Consider the following 18,337-nt stretch of genomic DNA (forward strand, 5'->3'; position numbering starts at 1 on the left):
TTATTTCTCGATGAATGACCTGCCCCTGCGTCTAAACTCTTCGTGCCTGCGGGCATGAATGATCGTCGGGGTGGAACGGCACAGTTTCGTGCCACACGAGCGCTCTTCAAGAAAAGCGCTTGATTGAAAACGGAGCAGGCAATGCGTTGCCTCCTCACTGATAGCTAAAAGCTCAGGAATCCCATGTCGGATCGTTACGAACTCTTCCTTACCTGTCCCAAAGGCCTTGAAGGCCTGCTCCTTGAGGAGGCTACCGGCCTTGGTCTAGAGGAAGCCCGCGAGCACACTTCGGCCATCCGTGGCATGGCGAGCATGGAAACGGCCTACCGTTTGTGCTTGTGGTCGCGTCTTGCCAACCGCGTATTACTGGTACTCAAGCGCTTCCCGATGAAAGATGCGGAAGACCTGTACCACGGCGTTCTGGATGTGGACTGGCAGGATCATATGGTCCCGGACGGCACGCTGGCTGTTGAATTCAGCGGCCATGGCTCGGGCATCGATAACACTCACTTTGGTGCCTTGAAGGTCAAGGACGCCATTGTCGACAAGCTGCGCACGCCCTCTGGCGAGCGTCCTTCCATCGACAAGATCAGCCCGGACATGCGCATCCATTTGCGCCTGGACCGTGGCGAAGCCATTTTGTCCCTCGATCTGTCGGGCAGCAGCTTGCACCAGCGTGGCTATCGCCTGCAGCAAGGCGCGGCTCCGCTGAAAGAAAACCTTGCCGCCGCGATCCTGATTCGTGCCGGCTGGCCGCGTCTGGCCGCTGAAGGCGCTGCCCTGGCTGACCCGATGTGTGGTGTGGGCACGTTCCTGGTCGAGGGCGCAATGATCGCTGCCGACATGGCGCCCAACCTGAATCGTATCCACTGGGGCTTCGATGCCTGGCTCGGTCACGTGCCTGCCATCTGGAAGAAACTTCACGAAGAAGCAACCGAACGGGCAGAGGTCGGCATGGCCAAGCCGCCGTTGTGGATTCGTGGCTATGAAGCTGACCCGCGCCTGATCCAGCCCGCGCGTAACAACATTGAGCGGGCAGGCTTGAGTCACTGGATCAAGATTTACCAGGGTGAAGTCGCGACGTTCGAGCCTCGTCCAGACCAGAACCAGAAAGGTCTGGTGATCTGCAACCCTCCGTACGGTGAGCGTCTGGGCGATGAGGCGAGCTTGCTCTACCTCTACCAGAACCTTGGCGAGCGTCTGCGTCAGGCGTGCTTGAATTGGGAGGCTGCGGTATTTACCGGGGCTCCGGATCTGGGCAAGCGCATGGGCATTCGCAGCCACAAGCAGTATTCGTTCTGGAACGGCGCCTTGCCGTGCAAGCTGCTGTTGATCAAGGTTGTGCCGGATCAGTTCGTGACGGGCGAGCGTCGCACCCCTGAGCAGCGTCAGATCGAGCGGGAACAGGCTGAGTCTGATCTGCCGTCCAATCTTGAGGCTCCGGGCAAATACGAGAAGTTCAACAAGAACGGTAACCCGATCAAGCCGGCACCGGTAGTGATCGAGCAGCCGCGCTTGAGCGAAGGCGGGCAGATGTTTGCCAACCGCCTGCAGAAGAATCTCAAGGCGCTGGGCAAGTGGGTCAAGCGTGAAGGCATCGATTGCTACCGTGTGTACGATGCGGACATGCCTGAGTACTCCATGGCCATCGATCTGTATCACGATTGGGTTCATGTCCAGGAATACGCTGCGCCAAAATCCATCGATCCAGAAAAGGCTTCGGCCCGTATGTTCGATGCGCTGGCGGCTATCCCCCAAGCCTTGAACATCGACAAGAGCCGTGTGATCGTCAAGCGTCGTGAGCGCCAGAGCGGCACCAAGCAGTACGAGCGTCAGAGCGCACAGGGCAAGTTCACTGAGGTCAATGAAGGCGGTGTGAAGCTGCTGGTCAACCTCACGGACTACCTGGACACCGGGCTGTTCCTGGATCATCGGCCGATGCGCATGCGTATCCAGAAAGAGGCCGCGGGCAAGCGCTTCCTCAACCTGTATTGCTACACCGCAACCGCCAGTGTGCATGCTGCCAAAGGGGGCGCGCGCAGCACTACCAGTGTTGATTTGTCCAAGACGTATCTGGACTGGGCGCGTCGCAACCTGTCCCTGAACGGCTTCTCGGACAAGAACCGTCTGGAGCAGGGCGATGTGATGGTGTGGCTGGATGCCTGCCGAGAAGAGTACGACCTGATCTTCATTGATCCGCCGACTTTCTCCAACTCCAAGCGCATGGAAGGCATTTTCGATGTCCAGCGCGATCACGTGCAGTTGCTGGACTTGGCCATGGCGCGTCTGGCGCCGGGCGGAGTGCTGTATTTCTCGAATAACTTCCGCAAGTTCATCCTCGATGAGCATCTGGAAGCCCGTTATGCGGTCGAGGAAATTACTGCCAGCACCATCGATCCGGACTTTGCCCGTAATGGCAAAATCCACCGTGCCTGGAAGATCACCGCCCGGTAAATTGTCTGCCGCCATCAACGCGATGTACGACAGGCAATAAAAAAACGCCCCCGGCCTTATGGTCGGGGGCGTTTTTTATTGTGTTCCAGAACCCTTACTGTGCGATGGACACCGCGCTGTTGGGCAATTGAGGTTGGCGATACAGGTCCAGCAGAACCTGATCGAGCACTGCCGAGGCGCCCCAAGGACGTGGGTCGTTGAGAATGGCGACCACGGCCCATGTGTTGCCATTGCTGTCGCGGCTAAAGCCGGCAATGGCGCGCACGGTGTTCAGGGTGCCTGTCTTGATGTGTGCCTGACCGTTCATGGCAGTAGTCTTCAGGCGTTTGCGCATGGTGCCGTCCTTGCCTGCAATCGGCATGGAGCTGATGAACTCGGCGGCGTAAGGGCTCTTCCAGGCAGCTTGCAGCATCTGCGCCATTTCCCGGGCACTGACGCGTTCGGCACGTGAGAGGCCTGAGCCGTTTTCCATGACCAGGTGCGGGGCTGTGATGCCTTTTTTGGCCAGCCACTGACGTACGACACGTTGTGCGGCTTTGGCGTCGTCGCCATCGGCATTATTGCGGAACTGCGCGCCGAGGCTCAGGAACAGCTGCTGGGCCATGGTGTTGTTGCTGTATTTGTTGATGTCGCGAATGATTTCGGCCAGATCTGGCGAGAAGGCTCGTGCCAGGACCGTGGCGCTTTTTGGCACGCTGCCCAGGCGGTCCCGGCCCTGAATGCTGCCGCCCAGTTCTTTCCAGATGGCGCGCACGGCACCTGCGGTGTAGGTCGCATGATCAAGTAATGACAGGTAAGTCTGCGAGTTGCAGCCATCGCCCAATTGACCGTTTACAGTGACCAGTACCGAGCCGTCAGCCTGCGGTACCGGGTTATAACGAACGTTCCCGTTGCACTGCTTGCTGTTGACCGCCTTGACCTGGTTGTCGATACGAATGCTCGCAATCGGTGGTTCGACCGAAATCAGCACCTTGCCGGAATCATTGCGTGCGATGAAGCGTAGGGCTTTGAGGTTGACCAGCAGCGAGTCGGGCTTGACCAGGAACGGTTTGTTTTTGTCGTTGCCGTCGTCATCAAACGTCGGTAGTTGCGGTTGTACGAAGAAGCCGCGATCAAGGATCAGATCCCCCGTGACTTGCTGTACGCCATTGGCGCGCAGGTCGCGCATCAAGAGCCAGAGTTTTTCCATGTTCAGCTTGGGGTCGCCGCCGCCCTTGAGGTACAGGTTGCCTTGCAGGATGCCATTGCTCAGGGTGCCATCGGTGTAGAACTCGGTTTTCCACTGGTGGGTAGGGCCGAGCATTTCCAGGGCCGCGAAGGTGGTCACCAGTTTCATGGTAGATGCCGGATTCACCGAGACGTCAGCATTGAATACGGTGGGTATGCCAGGGCCGTTGAGCGGCAGCATTACCAGCGATAGCGCCTCGTTCTGCAGTTTATTGGTCTTGAGGGCTTGCTGGACCTTGGGTGAAAGAGTGGTGTTGATGGGGGCTGCGTTGGCCCCGAAGGCGAGCGGCAGGAAAAAGCCGGCGAGGAGCAATGGTCGTAAAGATTTGATCATATGAAGTAAAACCCTGCAGGCGAGGGGAAAAATAAGAAGGCATGGTGAAAAGTGCCTTCATGGTCATAAAAGTGTTGGCATTATGCCCCAACGCCATTGCTGTTGCGCATCGGTCTGGCGTCGGTTATGACTTATTTAAGCGTAGAAAACGATGAGCCGCTCACACGGAACCGGGCAGTCGAGGCCTGAAGCTGGTAAAGTGCCGCCGTTATTACTTAAGAGGATTGTTCAATGGCTACTAATCGTTCCCAGCGTCTGCGCAAAAAACTGTGCGTTGATGAATTTCAGGAGCTGGGTTTTGAGCTGAACCTGGATTTCAAAGAAGACCTGTCGGAAGAGGCTATCGACGCTTTCCTCGAAGCGTTCTTGAAAGAAGCCATGGAAGCTAACGGTCTGGGCTATGTTGGCGGCGACGACTACGGTCTGGTTTGCCTGCAGAAGCGCGGTTCGGTCAGCGAAGAGCAGCGTGCCGCTGTTGAAGCCTGGTTGAAGGCTCGTCCAGAGCTGACCAGCGTTGAAGCTAGCCCGCTGATGGACGTATGGTACCCGGAAAAGCCAATCAATCCGGTTGCCTGATGTCAAACATAAAGGCAGCCCGTGTGGCTGCCTTTATGTGTTTTGCGTATTTCCCTTCTGACCCGTTCCGGGTACTTAACAGCCTTTAAATAGTTGAATACTGTGCACCCGGTGCCTGGTATGAAACTGCGTGGGCGTTTCGCAACCGTTTCGTTTGTGGTTGTGGGCATCGGCCGCGATAAGCGCCGAAGCCTGCACAAGCCTGCAATCGCTGTGCCTGTCCGGGCTCAGTCGTAAATGGACTTTTTCTTCCAGTCGGTATCGCTGTCGTCGCTTTTCAGGCCCTCTGTCAATTCATTGACTTCATCTGTTGCGGGCTGCTGGTCGTCCAATACTTGGGCGTTGACGCGTGCCAGCTGGGCGTCGAACTCTTTCAACTGTGCTCCATACATGGCTGGCACGGGTTGTGAGCGCAAGTATTGAACACCTCTTTCATAGGCCAGGCGCGCTTGTCCGGGCTGGTTCTGCTGCAAGGCAATTTTGCCCAGGTGGTTAAAAAATTCGATATGCAGCACTACCAGCAAGTGGCGAACTTCCTTGAGCCATTGCTTGGCTTCGTTGCCTGGCAAGAAGCCATCTTTGGTTGCCCGGGTGATTTGCCCATGCAGTGTTTCGAGCTGGAAGCGCACGTCTTTAGCGATGGCTTCAGTCAGTACCGGCCGCGGCGGGTTGTTGACCGGGATCGACTCTCCTTTGGCAATCAACGCGCTTAGTTCGGCTATCTGTGTCTTCAGCGAGGCGTCGTTTTTCTGCACCAGCAACAGGCGCTGTGTGGCGTTGAGCTCAAGACGGGTCAGCAGAAGTTTGAGTGCGGATGACATCAACTGACCCGGAAAGGTCTCGTTGACTACGCCGCAGCGACGTATACGGTCATTGAGTTCGACCTTGAGGCGCGATTTCTCCAGTTTGTTTCGTTCCACCACATGGTTCAGGTAACCGATGGCTATCAGCAGTGCAATCCCGGCGACGACAAGCAGGGCGATCATGGAGGGAGTCAACGTTAAAACCTCTTCAGGGTGGTCTGCCTGCGGTGGCGCGCAGGATTGCCAATAGGGCTTGCTCTGGCGTGAGTCGGTTGCCTCGAATGGTCGATGCGCCATGCTCTATAAAAGAGACTGGAATACAGTGGGGTGCAAACTGCCATCACTGAAGCGCGTCAATCATAACGTCTTGTAGGATGCTGGAATACATAAGCAGCGGTTTAGACTTCATACCGTGTATGAAAGTGCTGTAAGAGGAGGGAAGTCATTGATTTCAATATATTTTCATATTGGGGTTGACGACTTCCCAATCCATCCCTAGAATGCGCGCCAATTGCAGCGTAAAGCACACAGCGAAACGCAGTAACCAGTGAAGTTGTAGCGTGTCCCCTTCGTCTAGTGGCCTAGGACACCGCCCTTTCACGGCGGTAACAGGGGTTCGAGTCCCCTAGGGGACGCCATTGCGGGAATAGCTCAGTTGGTAGAGCACGACCTTGCCAAGGTCGGGGTCGCGAGTTCGAGTCTCGTTTCCCGCTCCATTTTTAAGCAGCTTCGCTTTCGGGCGTGGCTGAGTGAAAGCCAGGGCACTGACTTCGGTCAATGCGGTTGGCACTGGAACATACAGCGTATGTTTCGGGCAACGTCCCCTTCGTCTAGTGGCCTAGGACACCGCCCTTTCACGGCGGTAACAGGGGTTCGAGTCCCCTAGGGGACGCCATTATTGCGGGAATAGCTCAGTTGGTAGAGCACGACCTTGCCAAGGTCGGGGTCGCGAGTTCGAGTCTCGTTTCCCGCTCCAAATTTTGTTTTTTGGAGCTACGCACAGTCCAGAAAGCAGAAAAAGATCAGCCGATGGCTGATTTTTTTTGTGTCACAAGCAACTTTGCTTCAGGGCAGGGTTGGGTGAAAGCCAGCGTGATAACCTCGGTTAATGCAGCTGGCACTGAAACATGCAGTGTATGTTTCGGGCAACGTCCCCTTCGTCTAGTGGCCTAGGACACCGCCCTTTCACGGCGGTAACAGGGGTTCGAGTCCCCTAGGGGACGCCATTATTGCGGGAATAGCTCAGTTGGTAGAGCACGACCTTGCCAAGGTCGGGGTCGCGAGTTCGAGTCTCGTTTCCCGCTCCAAATTTTGTTTTTTGGAGCTACGCACCGTTCAAAAAACACACAAAAAGCAGCCTTAGGGCTGCTTTTTGCGTTTCTGCGTCTTCGTCCCTTCCAGAAGTACACATAGTCTGCAGCCCATGGCGTTCGTGCCGCGTATCAACAGGGTTGAATCTTTCGTTTCTGCGGTTGCCTCAAGTCTGCGCTAGGCTGGTTAGCAGGTGACATTTGCTGACATGCCCGGAATATGGGTGCATCGACTATCTCCTTCTAGACACGAGAGCCGCATGACACATCTAAAAAAATGGCTCGGCAGCTTGCTGCTGACACTCGGACTTTTGTCCCATCCCGCTTGGGCGGACGACTCACCGGCCCCGGTGTATTTCGGCAACCTGACCTGGGAAAGCGGCAGTCTGATTACCGAAGTGCTGCGTTTTATTACCGAAAAGGGTTATGGCGTGGCAACGGATACTTTGCCCGGCAGTACCGTCAGCCTGGAAGCCGCCCTGGCTAAAAACGATATCCAGGTGATTGCAGAGGAGTGGGCAGGGCGTAGCCCGGTCTGGAACCAGGCCGAGGCCGAGGGCAAGGTGTTTGGTCTGGGCGATATTGTCAAAAATGCCAGTGAGGGCTGGTGGGTGCCTGAATATGTGGTCAAGGGGGATCCGGACAAAGGGATCAAGGCGATGGCGCCGGACTTGAAGTCAGTGACGGATCTGTCGCGTTACAAAGAGGTGTTCCGCGATCAGGAAGACCCGACACGCGGGCGTTTTTTGAACAGCCCGTCCGGCTGGACATCCGAAACCGTAAATAGCCAAAAGCTCAAGGCCTATGGCCTGGACAGCGATTTTGTAAACTTCCGCACAGGTTCCGGGGCCGCGCTGGATGCTGAAATCAGTTCTTCGATCAAGCGCGGCAAACCGGTGTTGTTCTACTACTGGTCGCCGACCCCGCTGATTGGTCGTTACAAACTGATCAAGCTGGATGAGCCGCCCTTTGATGCTGAAGCCTGGAAAACCCTGACTGACGCCGGGAACCCAAACCCAAAAGGCACCCGATCGCTGCCGGCAAAACTGGCAATTGGCGTTTCGGCACCTTTCAAGGTGCAGCACCCTCAGTTGGTTGAGTTCTTTGAAAAGGTCGATTTCCCTATCGATTTGTTGAACCGGGCCCTGGCTCAGATGAGTGAAAAACGCACCGAACCCGATAAGGCGGCAGAAGCCTTTTTGCGGGAGCAACCGCAGGTCTGGCAGGCCTGGGTCACCCCCCAAGCGGCGGAAAAGATCAAGGCGGCGCTTTAAGGCGTCCGACTCACTGAACAAGAGCGCGGTATGTTTCCTGAGAACCTGACATTTTCAATTGCAGCGTGGGTCAATGACGGGGTTGATGCGCTGGTGAGCAACTATGGGGATGTGTTCCGGCACATTTCCGACACGCTGCTATGGGTGATCATCCACCTCGAAGGCCTGCTGCGCATGACGCCATGGTGGTTAATGCTGGCGATTGTGGGGGCGATTGCCTGGCATGCCACTCGCAGGATCTTCAGCGCGCTGTTGATAGTGGGTTTGTTGTTTTTAGTGGGTGCCGTCGGCTTGTGGGACAAACTGATGCAAACCCTCGCGCTGATGATGGTGGCGACGGTGATTTCAGTCCTGCTGGGGATTCCGCTGGGGATTCTCGCGGCCCGCAGCAATCGCCTGCGTACGGTGTTGATGCCCTTGCTGGATATCATGCAAACCCTGCCCAGCTTTGTGTATCTGATTCCGGTCTTGATGCTGTTCGGCCTGGGCAAAGTGCCCGCGATTTTTGCCACGGTGATCTATGCCGTGCCACCGTTGATCCGTCTGACCGATCTGGGTCTGCGTCAGGTCGATCGTGAAGTGATGGAGGCCATCAATGCGTTTGGTGCCAACCCTTGGCAGCAGTTGTTTGGTGTGCAACTGCCGCTGGCGATGCCAAGCATCATGGCGGGAGTCAATCAGACCACGATGATGGCGTTGTCGATGGTGGTCATAGCTTCAATGATCGGCGCCAGGGGCTTGGGCGAGGATGTGCTGGTGGGCATCCAGACCCTTAACGTCGGCAAAGGGCTGGAAGCAGGACTGGCCATCGTGATCCTGGCAGTCGTCATCGACCGTATTACTCAAGCGTATGGTCGGCCCCGGCATAAGGAAGTCCCATGAGTGACGCGGCAGCCTGCAAGATTGAGGTCCGTCACGTATTCAAAGTGTTCGGCCGTCATGAAAAACACGTGTTGGCGTTGATCCGGGCGGGTAAAAGCAAGGAGCAAGTGCTGGCTGAAACCGGCTGCGTCGTGGGGATCAACGACCTTTCCCTGACAATCAAGCCGGGTGAGGTCTTTGTAATCATGGGCCTTTCCGGCTCTGGAAAATCCACGCTGGTACGCCATCTCAATCGTCTGATCGATCCTACCAGCGGCCAGATTCTGGTGGATGGCGAGGACATTCTTGGCTATGACATGCGCGCTCTGCGCCAGTTTCGCCGGCATAAAATCAGTATGGTGTTCCAGAATTTTGGTCTGCTGCCGCATCGGAACGTGCTGGAAAACGTGGCTTACGGTCTTAAAGTCCGTGGCGAGAGCAAGTCGCAGTGTGATGAGCGCGCCCGGCACTGGATTTCAGTTGTGGGGCTGCAGGGCTATGAACAGGCGTTCGTTCATCAACTGTCCGGCGGCATGCGCCAGCGTGTCGGCCTGGCGCGGGCCTTGGCAACCGACACCGATATCATCCTGATGGATGAAGCCTTCAGCGCGCTTGATCCCTTGATCCGGGCTGAAATGCAGGACCAGTTGCTGGAGCTGCAGCGTACGCTGAAAAAAACCATCGTCTTTATTACCCATGACCTGGACGAAGCCCTGCGCATTGGCAACCGGATTGCCATCCTCAAGGACGGACAACTGATTCAGGTGGGTACACCCCAGGAAATTTTGCTGGCGCCGGCCGATGAGTATGTCGACCGTTTTGTGCAGCGCCGCCGTACGCCAGTTGATTGAGTCGGCGCAGGATTGAGGCTCATGTTGCTATTGGTGCGCATGGCCTAACGGCTTTAAAACAGTCGGTGTTCAAAACAAAAAAGGCCCGCCGGGCTCAACCGGGCGGGCCTTGAGAATCAGCGAGCAATCAGTGCTGGGTGCTGTCCTGGGTGGTCGGCAGCGCGATCAGCTGTTTTTCCTGGTTCCAGTCGAACGGTTCGTCGTTTTGTTCAGCTTCGTAGCGACGCTCTTCCAGCGCCTCATACATGTCCAGTTCTTCATCGGACAGGAAGTTGAAGCACGCACCGCCGAAGAACCACAGCAGGTCGCGAGGGACCAGATGGGCAATTTGTGGGTAGCGTTCGATGACCTGGCACATGATGTCCTGCCCCAGGTACTGACTATCAATTGGGTCGACAGGCAGGGCGCTCTTCATTTCATCGAAGCGCTCAATAAACAGGGCGTGGCTTTCCTCGGGGATCTGTTCGGCGTCACCGACAGCAACCAGGATGCTGCGCAGCAGATCGAGCAGGGCGAGATTATGGTTGAGATCATTGGTGGCCATCGGGGTGTCCTCTAGAGCAAAACGGGCGCGAGAGTATAAAGCTCTCAGCGCCCGCTGTCCTGCTAGCGAATCTTGCCTTCGCTATGGCTGAGTTCCTCCTTGGAGAAATCGTCCACGTCGATCACCTTGCGCCGCGCGGCTTCGGCGGTTCGTAATGTCTCGGCCTCGGCAGGTTGCAGCACGCCTGCTTGCAGGGCTGAATCGATGGACGGCTCGCCTGCAGCCGGTTTTACCTGACCGCTTTTCAGGGCTTCATGGAGTTTTTTGTAGGCGGGTTGCGCCGCATCCAGCAGGTCGCAGGCATGTTGCAGGGCTCCCACGGCATCTTCCGCTGATTGCGGGCGGTAGCAACCGGCAAGGATGGCCTCCAGGGCTGGATCCCCCTTGGCGCGGCCCAATACCGCTGCTACTTCAGCATCCAGTGCGTCCGATGGGCCGGTGTGGCGACGGCCAAACGGAAACACCACGCCCCGCAACAAAATGCCCAGCAGACGGTTCGGGAAGTTCTTCAGCAGCTCGTCCAGCGCACGCTCGGCATGACCGAGGCTTTCTTCCATCGCCCATTTGAACAACGGGTTGAGGTGCTCGGGGGAGTCGAGGTCGTGATAGCGCTTAAGCGCTGCCGAGGCCAGGTACATGTGACTCAGTACATCTCCCAGGCGGGCGGACAAGCGTTCGCGGCGTTTAAGGGTGCCCCCCAGAAGCATCATGCTCAGGTCTGCCAGCATCGCAAAGGCTGCGGCCTGGCGGTTCAGCGCGCGGAAATAGCCTTGGCTCAAGGTATTGCCGGGGGATTTCTCAAGACGGCCAAAGCCCAGGTTCAATACCAGTGTGCTGGCAGCATTGCTGACGGCGAACCCGATATGCCTGAGCAGCAGGTCGTCAAACTCCAGCAGGGCCTGATCGCGGTCTTCGCGTCCAGCCAGGGCCATTTCCTTGAGTACAAAGGGGTGGCAGCGTATGGCGCCCTGGCCAAAGATCATCAGATTGCGCGAGAGAATATTTGCGCCTTCCACGGTGATGAAGATCGGTGCACCTTGCCAATTGCGACCCAGGTAGTTATTGGGCCCCATGATGATGCCCTTGCCGCCGTGGACGTCCATGGCGTGACTGATGCACTCGCGCCCCCGTTCGGTGAGGTGGTACTTGAGAATCGCCGACAGCACCGAAGGTTTTTCTCCCAGATCCACCGCGTTGGCGGTCAGGATGCGTGCGCTGTCCATCAGCCAGGCGTTACCGCCAATTCGCGCCAGGGCTTCCTGAATGCCCTCGAAGGCGGCCAGTGGCACATTGAACTGCTCGCGCACCTGTGCGTACTGCCCGGTCACCAGGCTGGTGAACTTGGCGGCGCCGGTGCCTACAGCTGGAAGGGAAATTGAGCGCCCTACAGACAGGCAATTCATCAGCATCATCCAGCCCTTGCCCAGCATCTCCTGGCCGCCGATCAGGTAATCCAGCGGGATGAATACGTCTTTACCCGAGTTCGGGCCATTCATGAACGCCGCCCCCAGAGGCAGATGGCGACGGCCGATTTCAACGCCGGGTGTTTCTGTGGGGATCAGGGCGAGGCTGATGCCCAGGTCTTCTTTATCGCCCAGCAAGTGGTCGGGGTCGTGTGCCTTGAACGCCAAACCAAGGAGGGTCGCTACCGGGCCGAGCGTGATATAGCGTTTTTCCCAGTTCAGTCGCAGGCCCAGTACTTCTTCGCCTTGCCATTGGCCTTTGCAGATGATTCCGGTGTCGGGCATGGCGCCGGCATCGGAACCTGCCAGCGGGCCGGTCAGGGCGAAGCAGGGAATGTCATCACCCCTGGCCAGGCGTGGCAGGTAATGGTTGCGTTGGGCTTCTGTGCCGTAATGCAGCAGCAATTCTGCCGGGCCCAGGGAGTTGGGCACCATCACCGTGGATGCCAGGTCGCCACTGCGGGTCGCCAGCTTCATTGCCACCTGCGAATGGGCATAGGCCGAGAATCCTTTGCCGCCGAACTCCTTGGGAATGATCAGAGCGAAGAAACCATGCTCCTTGATGTGCGCCCAGGCCTGCGGCGGCAAATCCATCGCCTGGCCGATTTCCCAGTCGCTGACCATCGCGCACAATTCTTCGGCAGGTCCATCGAGGAACGCCTGCTCCTCTTCCGTCAACTGTGCCTTGGGGTAGGCCAGAAGCTGGTTCCAGTCGGGGCGGCCGCTGAACAGCTCGCCGTCCCACCATACGGTTCCGGCATCGATGGCATCGCGTTCGGTTTGCGACATGGGAGGCAGGGTTTTTTGAAACCAGCTGAAGAGCGGAGTGGTAAAGATTTTGCGCCGCAGGTCAGGCAACAGCAGCAGGGCGGCCGGGGCAGCCAGCATTATCCAGAAAATGGCCAGTAACCAGCCAGACGCATGACTGAACAACCCCATGGCCAGCAGGTAAACGGCTACTCCTGCAATGGCCGGCAGGGGCGCGACGCGCCGATGGGCCATCCAGGCGATGCCAATAATCAGAACCAGTATCCACAACAACAGCATATTCAATCCTCCATGAACCCAAGGGCAGGCCCCGTGTGAGCTTAGTCGCAACTATCGATCAAGGGGTAAGGATAGTGACCCCGCGTCGGAGGCGGAGTTCGGATTCACGGCGTAGACTGCATCGGCGTCTATCAATCAGGAGCCAGATCATGCTGAAAGTGTGGGGTCGCAATAATTCGTCGAATGTAAGAAAGGTCTTGTGGTGTGTCGAAGAACTGGCAGTGCCGTACAGCCGCATCGAAGCCGGCGGCGCTTTTGGTGTGGTCGATAGCCCTGAATACCGGGCGTTGAACCCCAATGGCCGGGTGCCGATGATCGAAGATGATGGCTTCGTGCTCTGGGAGTCGAATGCCATCGTGCGTTATCTCGCGGCTCAATACGGCTCAGATACCTCTATGTATTCAGCCGATGCCAAGGTGCGCGCCCAGGCGGACAAGTGGATGGACTGGACCACGGCTTCTTTCGCAGGTCCCTTTAGGGATGTGTTCTGGGGTGTTTTGCGCACGCCTGTAGTGGAGCAGGACTGGGGCAAGATCAATGCCGGCATCAAAGCGTGTGCCGAGTTGCTCGTCCTCGTGGATCAGGCCTTGTCTGAAAAGCCTTATCTGTCAGGTGATGAAATCGGCATGGGCGACATCCCGCTTGGATCGTTCATGTATGCCTGGTTTGAAATGCCCATCGAACGCCCGCCCGCACCCCATCTCAGTGCCTGGTATGAGCGACTGAAACTGCGTCCGGCCTACCGTAAAGGCGTTATGACCGCGTTGACTTAATACCTACTATTAATACGGGCGACTGTACTTGTCCGGCGCGGCCAAGCACCATGCTGTGTGTGAAAAGGCCACGTTGGACTTGTATGACGGACGGCTTGCCCACATCTACATCTCCCATTCCTCCATCTTGGTGCGTAATCAGATATGAGTTCCGCTCTGTCCATACGGCAGCTAACCAAAACCTACGGCAACGGTTTCCAGGCCCTGAGTGGTATCGATCTGGATGTTGCTGAAGGTGACTTTTTCGCCCTGCTTGGCCCCAACGGTGCCGGTAAATCCACCACCATCGGCATTCTCTCGACCCTGGTCAATAAAACCGGCGGCACAGTGAATGTCTTTGGCCATGACCTGGATCGTGAACCCGCTGCACTGAAGCGCTGCATTGGCGTCGTGCCGCAGGAGTTCAACTTCAACCAGTTTGAAAAGACCTTCGATATTGTTGTGACCCAGGCGGGTTATTACGGCATTCCGGCGAAAATCGCCAAGGAACGCGCTGAAAAATACCTGACTCAGTTGGGGCTTTGGGACAAGCGCGATACGCCATCGCGCTCACTGTCCGGGGGCATGAAGCGCCGGTTGATGATTGCCCGTGCGCTTGTACACGAGCCGCGTCTGCTGATTCTCGATGAGCCGACTGCCGGCGTGGACATTGAATTGCGTCGCTCGATGTGGACGTTTCTCACCGAGCTTAATGAGCAAGGCACGACCATCATCCTCACGACGCATTACCTGGAAGAGGCCGAGCAGCTGTGCCGCAATATCGGGATCATCGATCACGGCACCATTGTTGAAAACACCAGCATGCGTCAACTGCTTGGCCAACTGCACGTCGAGACGTTCTTGCTCGATCTGAAAAACACCCGGAGCGCCCCGGTACAGCTGGTGGGCTACCCGAGTCAGTTGCTCGACAATCACACCCTGGAAGTACAAGTGGACAAGGCCGTGGGTATTACCGGGCTGTTCACTCAACTGGCCACGCAAAACATTGAAGTGGTGAGCCTGCGTAACAAAACCAATCGTCTTGAGGAGTTGTTCGTGTCGCTGGTCGAAAAAAATCTGGCAAAGGTGGCGGTATGAGCTCGGAGCTACGCCCCAACCTGGTTGCCCTGAACACCATTGTCTATCGCGAATTCCGCCGCTTCATGCGCATCTGGCCACAAACCCTGCTGCCGCCCGCGATCACCATGGTGTTGTACTTCGTCATCTTCGGGAACCTGATCGGTCGGCAAATCGGTGATATGGGTGGTTTCACCTATATGGAGTACATCGTGCCGGGCCTGATCATGATGTCGGTGATCACCAACTCCTACGGCAACGTGGTGTCGAGTTTCTTCGGCAGCAAATTCCAGCGCTCGATTGAAGAGCTGATGGTTTCGCCGGTTTCGCCCCACACGATCCTGATCGGTTTCACTGTGGGCGGTATTTTGCGCGGCCTGATGGTGGGTGCAATCGTGACCCTGTTGTCACTGTTCTTTACCCATTTGCAGGTGCATCACCTGGGCTTGACCATCGTGGTGGTGGTTCTGACCGCGACGATTTTCTCGCTGCTCGGTTTCATCAATGCTGTTTTTGCGCGCAACTTCGACGACATTTCGATTATTCCGACATTCGTCCTGACGCCGCTGACTTACCTGGGCGGGGTGTTCTATTCCATTACCCTGTTGCCGCCTTTTTGGCAGAGCGTGTCGCTGGCCAACCCGGTGTTGCACATGGTTAACGCTTTCCGCTACGGGATTCTGGGTGTCTCGGACATCAAGATCAGTGTGGCGCTGACCTTTATGGTGGTCGCGACCCTGGTGCTGTATTTCGCCTGCGCACGCTTGCTGGTCAGCGGGCGAGGCATGCGCCAGTAGCCGACTCTCGGTGATAAAAAACGGCCCTATTGGGGCCGTTTTTTTATGGACGTCTTTTTTGTCGGCGCTTCCATTGGCGGCTGACCCACCAGCGCCAGTAAAGCATGGTCAGGCAGTACGCCAGCGCACTCAGGACCACGCCGCACACGACTGAACCCAGCAAGAAAGGCTGCCACAGGGTTGAGAGCTGGCTGCTGATCCATTCCCAGGTCAGTTCGTCGGGCAGATGCCTGGGAGGGACATTCATCAACCACGCGCCCATCTGGTAGGTGCAGTAGAAAACCGGTGGCATGGTGAACGGATTGGTCAACCACACCAGGCTGACCGAGATGGGCATGTTGCTGCGCACGGTAATGGCCAGGAATGCGGCCAACAGCATCTGGAACGGCATGGGGATAAACGCCGCAAAGATGCCCACCGCCATCGCGCGGGCGACCGAGTGGCGATTCAAATGCCAGAGATTGGGATCATGCAGCAGGGTGCCGAGAAATCGTAAGGACTTATGTTCCCTGATACTGGCCGGGTCTGGCATGTAACGTCTGAACAAACGCCGTGGCATAGGCCTCTCCCTGGAATCAAGAGCGGAGTATGCCCAAAATCGGCCAATTGCCTATTCAGACTTTGTGACAATTATTTAAGCGCACGCAAAAGATCCCGACTAATCCGAAGGTAAAGGATTTTTTGGGGCTGTGCATGCATACAGGGATGTTGGCGCTGGCGTCTGGCATGATTGCCTTGCGTTATTTACCGGTATTGCCACCGGTCGGTTGGTTACTGCCAATGCTGTGCGCGGGGTTATTGCTGTTGTTCTGGCGCAGGTTTGCCTTCGGATTTTTTCTGCTGGGGTTGGCATGGGCCTGTTTTCAGGGGCAGCGAGCACTTGATGACCGCTTGCCCGCGGCGCTGGATGGTCGAACGCTGTGGGTGGAAGGGCGCGTGGTCGGGCTGGCACAGCACGCTGATGCTGTTGTGCGTTTTGAATTGCAGGGCGCCAGATCGCGCCACGCAACATTGCCTAAAACCCTTCGACTGAGCTGGTACGGCGGGCCGCGGGTCAACACTGGCGAGCACTGGCGGCTGGCAGTCACGTTCAAGCGGCCCAGAGGGTTGCTCAATCCGCAGGGTTTCGATTACGAAGCCTGGTTGTTGGCACAGCGCATCGGTGCTACCGGAACCGTTAAGGATGGCCAGTTACTGACTCCGGCGAGTCATGCCTGGCGTGATCGTTTGCGCCAGCGTCTGTTACGCAGCGACGCCAATGGCAGGGCGCCCTGGTTGGCGGCCTTGGTCATGGGGGATGGTTCAGGTCTGAGCCCTGAGGACTGGAAAGTCCTGCAAGCGACCGGGACCGTGCATTTGCTGGTGATTTCGGGGCAGCACATCGGGTTGTTTGCCGGGTTGATCTACGGGCTGATCGCCTTGCTGGCGCGGTACGGCGCATGGCCGCGTGCATTGCCCTGGCTGCCGTGGGCATGTGGCCTGGCGTTTGCGGGGGCCTTGGGCTATGGGGTGCTTGCAGGGTTCGAGGTGCCGGTTCAGCGGGCGTGCGTCATGCTTGGGCTGGTGATGATATGGCGCCTGCGGTTTCGTCATTTGGGCCTGTGGTTGCCGTTTCTGCTGGCGCTGAACGCAGTCTTGATCATTGAGCCGCTGGCGAGTTTGAGGCCGGGGTTCTGGTTATCGTTTGCTGCCGTGGCGGTATTGATCTTCACCTTTGGCGCACGTTTGGGGCCCTGGAGCTGGCAAGCTGCGTGGGTACGTCCTCAAGTCCTGATTGCCGTAGGGTTATTCCCCGTTCTGTGGATACTCGCGTTGCCCATCAGCCTGAGCGGGCCGCTGGCGAACCTGGTCGCCGTACCCTGGATCAGCCTGCTGGTATTGCCTGCAGCGCTGCTGGGCGCTGCGTTGCTGCCGGTCCCCTGGCTGGGCGATGGCCTGTTGTGGGTATCCGGTGGCTTGCTTGACTGGCTGATACTCGGCCTCACGGCATTGGCCGGGTATTTTTCGCCCTGGTTGCCGGGCTCGGTCCCCATCAGTGTCTGGGCGCTGAGTGCGGTGGGCGCCCTTATAGTGTTGTTGCCTGCCGGTGTTGTGCTCCGGCCCTTGGGCTGGCCGCTGGTGCTGCTGGCGGTGTTCATGCCTCGTGAGTCCGTTCCCCTGGGGCAGGTCGAAGTGATGCAGCTGGATGTCGGGCAGGGCCTGGCGTTTGTATTGCGCACCCGGCACCACACGTTGCTGTATGACGCCGGTCCCAAGGTCAGAAACCTTGATCAGGGCGAGCGGGTCGTGGTGCCGGTGCTGCGCTCCCTGGGCGTTCAAGATCTGGATCTGATGCTGCTGAGCCATGCTGACGCGGATCATGCGGGGGGGGCATTGGCCGTGCAGCGAGCGTTCAGCGTGGCGCGAGTGCTCAGTGGTGACGCCGCTGGCTTGCCTGCCGCCCTGCAGGCACATCCATGCATCAGCGGCGAAAGTTGGGAGTGGGAAGGTGTGAAGTTTTCACTCTGGCAATGGGACGGGGCCCGGGACAGCAATCAAAAATCGTGTGTGCTGCAGGTTGAAGCCAATGACGAGCGGTTATTGTTGACCGGTGACATCGACGTGCAGGCCGAGCGGGCCTTGCTGCAAAGTCCTTTAAGTGTTCCCACTCAGTGGCTGCAGGCACCGCATCACGGCAGTCGTACATCTTCGTCCATGGTGTTTCTCAAGGCGCTGTCTGCCGATACCGTGTTGATCTCCCGCGGTCACGGGAATACCTTTGGACACCCGCATCCACAAGTGATGGCGCGCTATCGGGCGTTGGGCATGCAGGTTCTGGACAGTGCCGAGCAGGGCGCGGTGTGGTTTCGTCTGGGAGCCTTCGGCGGTGCCCGCGGGTTGCGTGAGCAGCGTCGTTTCTGGCGGAGCTGAAGGCACTGGCTTTCTGGGGCAGGGTCAATCCTGTGGTAGAGTGGCGCACTTTTTCGA

At 57.5% G+C, this 18,337-nt stretch carries 14 protein-coding genes and 6 tRNA genes; 15 read left to right on the forward strand and 5 right to left on the reverse strand.

Annotated features, from left to right (window positions below; translation table 11 throughout):
* Positions 1-183: 183 nt before the first annotated feature.
* Complete coding sequence (gene rlmKL, locus AWM69_RS15560) at positions 184-2,454, forward strand: bifunctional 23S rRNA (guanine(2069)-N(7))-methyltransferase RlmK/23S rRNA (guanine(2445)-N(2))-methyltransferase RlmL (RefSeq protein WP_218727428.1); 2,271 nt, start codon at positions 184-186, stop codon at positions 2,452-2,454.
* A gap of 94 nt (positions 2,455-2,548) precedes the next feature.
* Here the strand turns inward: rlmKL and dacB are convergent, their stop codons facing one another.
* Positions 2,549-4,015, reverse strand: coding sequence for a D-alanyl-D-alanine carboxypeptidase/D-alanyl-D-alanine-endopeptidase (gene dacB, locus AWM69_RS15565; protein ID WP_218727430.1), 1,467 nt, complete (start codon positions 4,013-4,015; stop codon positions 2,549-2,551).
* Between the two features lie 231 nt (positions 4,016-4,246).
* Here dacB and AWM69_RS15570 point away from each other — a divergent pair, with 231 nt between their 5' ends.
* The gene (locus tag AWM69_RS15570) at positions 4,247-4,591 is read left to right on the forward strand and encodes a YggL family protein (RefSeq protein WP_048377843.1); all 345 of its coding nucleotides are present in this window, start codon (positions 4,247-4,249) and stop codon (positions 4,589-4,591) included.
* A gap of 227 nt (positions 4,592-4,818) precedes the next feature.
* Here AWM69_RS15570 and AWM69_RS15575 read toward each other — a convergent pair whose 3' ends face one another.
* Positions 4,819-5,577, reverse strand: coding sequence for a hypothetical protein (locus AWM69_RS15575; RefSeq protein ID WP_218727431.1), 759 nt, complete (start codon positions 5,575-5,577; stop codon positions 4,819-4,821).
* Between the two features lie 379 nt (positions 5,578-5,956).
* On the opposite strand from AWM69_RS15575, the gene AWM69_RS15580 reads away from it, so the two are divergent.
* The 9 genes from AWM69_RS15580 (at position 5,957) to AWM69_RS15620 (ending at position 9,690) form a co-directional block, all read left to right on the forward strand.
* Positions 5,957-6,032, forward strand: a tRNA-Glu gene (locus AWM69_RS15580).
* Between the two features lie 2 nt (positions 6,033-6,034).
* Positions 6,035-6,110, forward strand: a tRNA-Gly gene (locus tag AWM69_RS15585).
* A gap of 103 nt (positions 6,111-6,213) precedes the next feature.
* A tRNA-Glu gene (locus AWM69_RS15590) sits at positions 6,214-6,289 on the forward strand.
* A 5-nt stretch (positions 6,290-6,294) separates the two neighbouring features.
* A tRNA-Gly gene (locus AWM69_RS15595) sits at positions 6,295-6,370 on the forward strand.
* Positions 6,371-6,544: 174 nt separating this feature from the next.
* Positions 6,545-6,620: transfer RNA gene (locus tag AWM69_RS15600), tRNA-Glu, on the forward strand.
* 5 nt (positions 6,621-6,625) lie between these two features.
* Positions 6,626-6,701: transfer RNA gene (locus tag AWM69_RS15605), tRNA-Gly, on the forward strand.
* 263 nt (positions 6,702-6,964) lie between these two features.
* Positions 6,965-7,978 carry an ABC transporter substrate-binding protein gene (locus AWM69_RS15610; protein WP_218727433.1) on the forward strand — a complete coding sequence of 338 codons (1,014 nt, stop codon included), beginning with the start codon at positions 6,965-6,967 and terminating at the stop codon, positions 7,976-7,978.
* 30 nt (positions 7,979-8,008) lie between these two features.
* Complete coding sequence (locus AWM69_RS15615) at positions 8,009-8,860, forward strand: proline/glycine betaine ABC transporter permease (protein WP_048377841.1); 852 nt, start codon at positions 8,009-8,011, stop codon at positions 8,858-8,860.
* On the forward strand, positions 8,857-9,690 hold the full coding sequence (locus AWM69_RS15620) for a glycine betaine/L-proline ABC transporter ATP-binding protein (RefSeq protein ID WP_218727434.1): 834 nt from the start codon (positions 8,857-8,859) through the stop codon (positions 9,688-9,690). The genes AWM69_RS15615 and AWM69_RS15620 overlap by 4 nt, the downstream gene beginning before the upstream one ends.
* Positions 9,691-9,817: 127 nt before the next feature.
* Here AWM69_RS15620 and AWM69_RS15625 read toward each other — a convergent pair whose 3' ends face one another.
* A complete protein-coding gene (locus tag AWM69_RS15625) occupies positions 9,818-10,234 on the reverse strand; it encodes a PA2817 family protein (RefSeq protein WP_048377840.1) in 417 nt (138 codons plus the stop codon).
* 62 nt (positions 10,235-10,296) lie between these two features.
* Entirely contained in the window at positions 10,297-12,744 is a 2,448-nt protein-coding gene (locus tag AWM69_RS15630; RefSeq protein WP_218727436.1) for an acyl-CoA dehydrogenase, read from the reverse strand.
* 149 nt (positions 12,745-12,893) lie between these two features.
* Between AWM69_RS15630 and AWM69_RS15635 the strand changes: the two genes are divergently transcribed.
* The 3 genes from AWM69_RS15635 (at position 12,894) to AWM69_RS15645 (ending at position 15,370) form a co-directional block, all read left to right on the forward strand.
* Positions 12,894-13,517: a glutathione S-transferase family protein gene (locus tag AWM69_RS15635; RefSeq protein ID WP_218727438.1), complete on the forward strand. Its 624-nt coding sequence runs from the start codon at positions 12,894-12,896 to the stop codon at positions 13,515-13,517.
* 144 nt (positions 13,518-13,661) lie between these two features.
* Positions 13,662-14,594 carry an ABC transporter ATP-binding protein gene (locus AWM69_RS15640; protein ID WP_218727439.1) on the forward strand — a complete coding sequence of 311 codons (933 nt, stop codon included), beginning with the start codon at positions 13,662-13,664 and terminating at the stop codon, positions 14,592-14,594.
* Positions 14,591-15,370, forward strand: a complete 780-nt coding sequence (locus AWM69_RS15645; RefSeq protein ID WP_131652458.1) for an ABC transporter permease — start codon at positions 14,591-14,593, stop codon at positions 15,368-15,370. Before AWM69_RS15640 ends, AWM69_RS15645 begins: the two co-directional genes overlap by 4 nt.
* A 43-nt stretch (positions 15,371-15,413) precedes the next feature.
* On the opposite strand, the gene AWM69_RS15650 is transcribed toward AWM69_RS15645, so the two are convergent.
* Positions 15,414-15,929 carry a DUF2062 domain-containing protein gene (locus AWM69_RS15650; RefSeq protein ID WP_218727441.1) on the reverse strand — a complete coding sequence of 172 codons (516 nt, stop codon included), beginning with the start codon at positions 15,927-15,929 and terminating at the stop codon, positions 15,414-15,416.
* Positions 15,930-16,063: 134 nt separating this feature from the next.
* On the opposite strand from AWM69_RS15650, the gene AWM69_RS15655 reads away from it, so the two are divergent.
* A complete protein-coding gene (locus AWM69_RS15655) occupies positions 16,064-18,280 on the forward strand; it encodes a DNA internalization-related competence protein ComEC/Rec2 (protein WP_256930357.1) in 2,217 nt (738 codons plus the stop codon).
* Positions 18,281-18,337: the final 57 nt, after the last annotated feature.

The sequence above is a fragment of the Pseudomonas sp. D1HM genome, from assembly GCF_019266105.1.
Lineage (GTDB): Bacteria > Pseudomonadota > Gammaproteobacteria > Pseudomonadales > Pseudomonadaceae > Aquipseudomonas > Aquipseudomonas taetrolens.

Excerpts from the sequence above, each read along its gene's own strand:
- dacB (WP_218727430.1), bottom strand. The coding sequence starts at position 4,015 with ATGATCAAATCTTTACGACCATTGCTCCTCGCCGGCTTTTTCCTGCCG.
- rlmKL (WP_218727428.1), top strand. The coding sequence starts at position 184 with ATGTCGGATCGTTACGAACTCTTCCTTACCTGTCCCAAAGGCCTTGAA.
- AWM69_RS15655 (WP_256930357.1), top strand. The coding sequence starts at position 16,064 with ATGCATACAGGGATGTTGGCGCTGGCGTCTGGCATGATTGCCTTGCGT.
- AWM69_RS15620 (WP_218727434.1), top strand. The coding sequence starts at position 8,857 with ATGAGTGACGCGGCAGCCTGCAAGATTGAGGTCCGTCACGTATTCAAA.
- AWM69_RS15645 (WP_131652458.1), top strand. The coding sequence starts at position 14,591 with ATGAGCTCGGAGCTACGCCCCAACCTGGTTGCCCTGAACACCATTGTC.
- AWM69_RS15635 (WP_218727438.1), top strand. The coding sequence starts at position 12,894 with ATGCTGAAAGTGTGGGGTCGCAATAATTCGTCGAATGTAAGAAAGGTC.
- AWM69_RS15630 (WP_218727436.1), bottom strand. The coding sequence starts at position 12,744 with ATGCTGTTGTTGTGGATACTGGTTCTGATTATTGGCATCGCCTGGATG.
- AWM69_RS15575 (WP_218727431.1), bottom strand. The coding sequence starts at position 5,577 with ATGATCGCCCTGCTTGTCGTCGCCGGGATTGCACTGCTGATAGCCATC.
- AWM69_RS15625 (WP_048377840.1), bottom strand. The coding sequence starts at position 10,234 with ATGGCCACCAATGATCTCAACCATAATCTCGCCCTGCTCGATCTGCTG.
- AWM69_RS15640 (WP_218727439.1), top strand. The coding sequence starts at position 13,662 with ATGAGTTCCGCTCTGTCCATACGGCAGCTAACCAAAACCTACGGCAAC.
- AWM69_RS15610 (WP_218727433.1), top strand. The coding sequence starts at position 6,965 with ATGACACATCTAAAAAAATGGCTCGGCAGCTTGCTGCTGACACTCGGA.
- AWM69_RS15650 (WP_218727441.1), bottom strand. The coding sequence starts at position 15,929 with ATGCCACGGCGTTTGTTCAGACGTTACATGCCAGACCCGGCCAGTATC.
- AWM69_RS15570 (WP_048377843.1), top strand. The coding sequence starts at position 4,247 with ATGGCTACTAATCGTTCCCAGCGTCTGCGCAAAAAACTGTGCGTTGAT.
- AWM69_RS15615 (WP_048377841.1), top strand. The coding sequence starts at position 8,009 with ATGTTTCCTGAGAACCTGACATTTTCAATTGCAGCGTGGGTCAATGAC.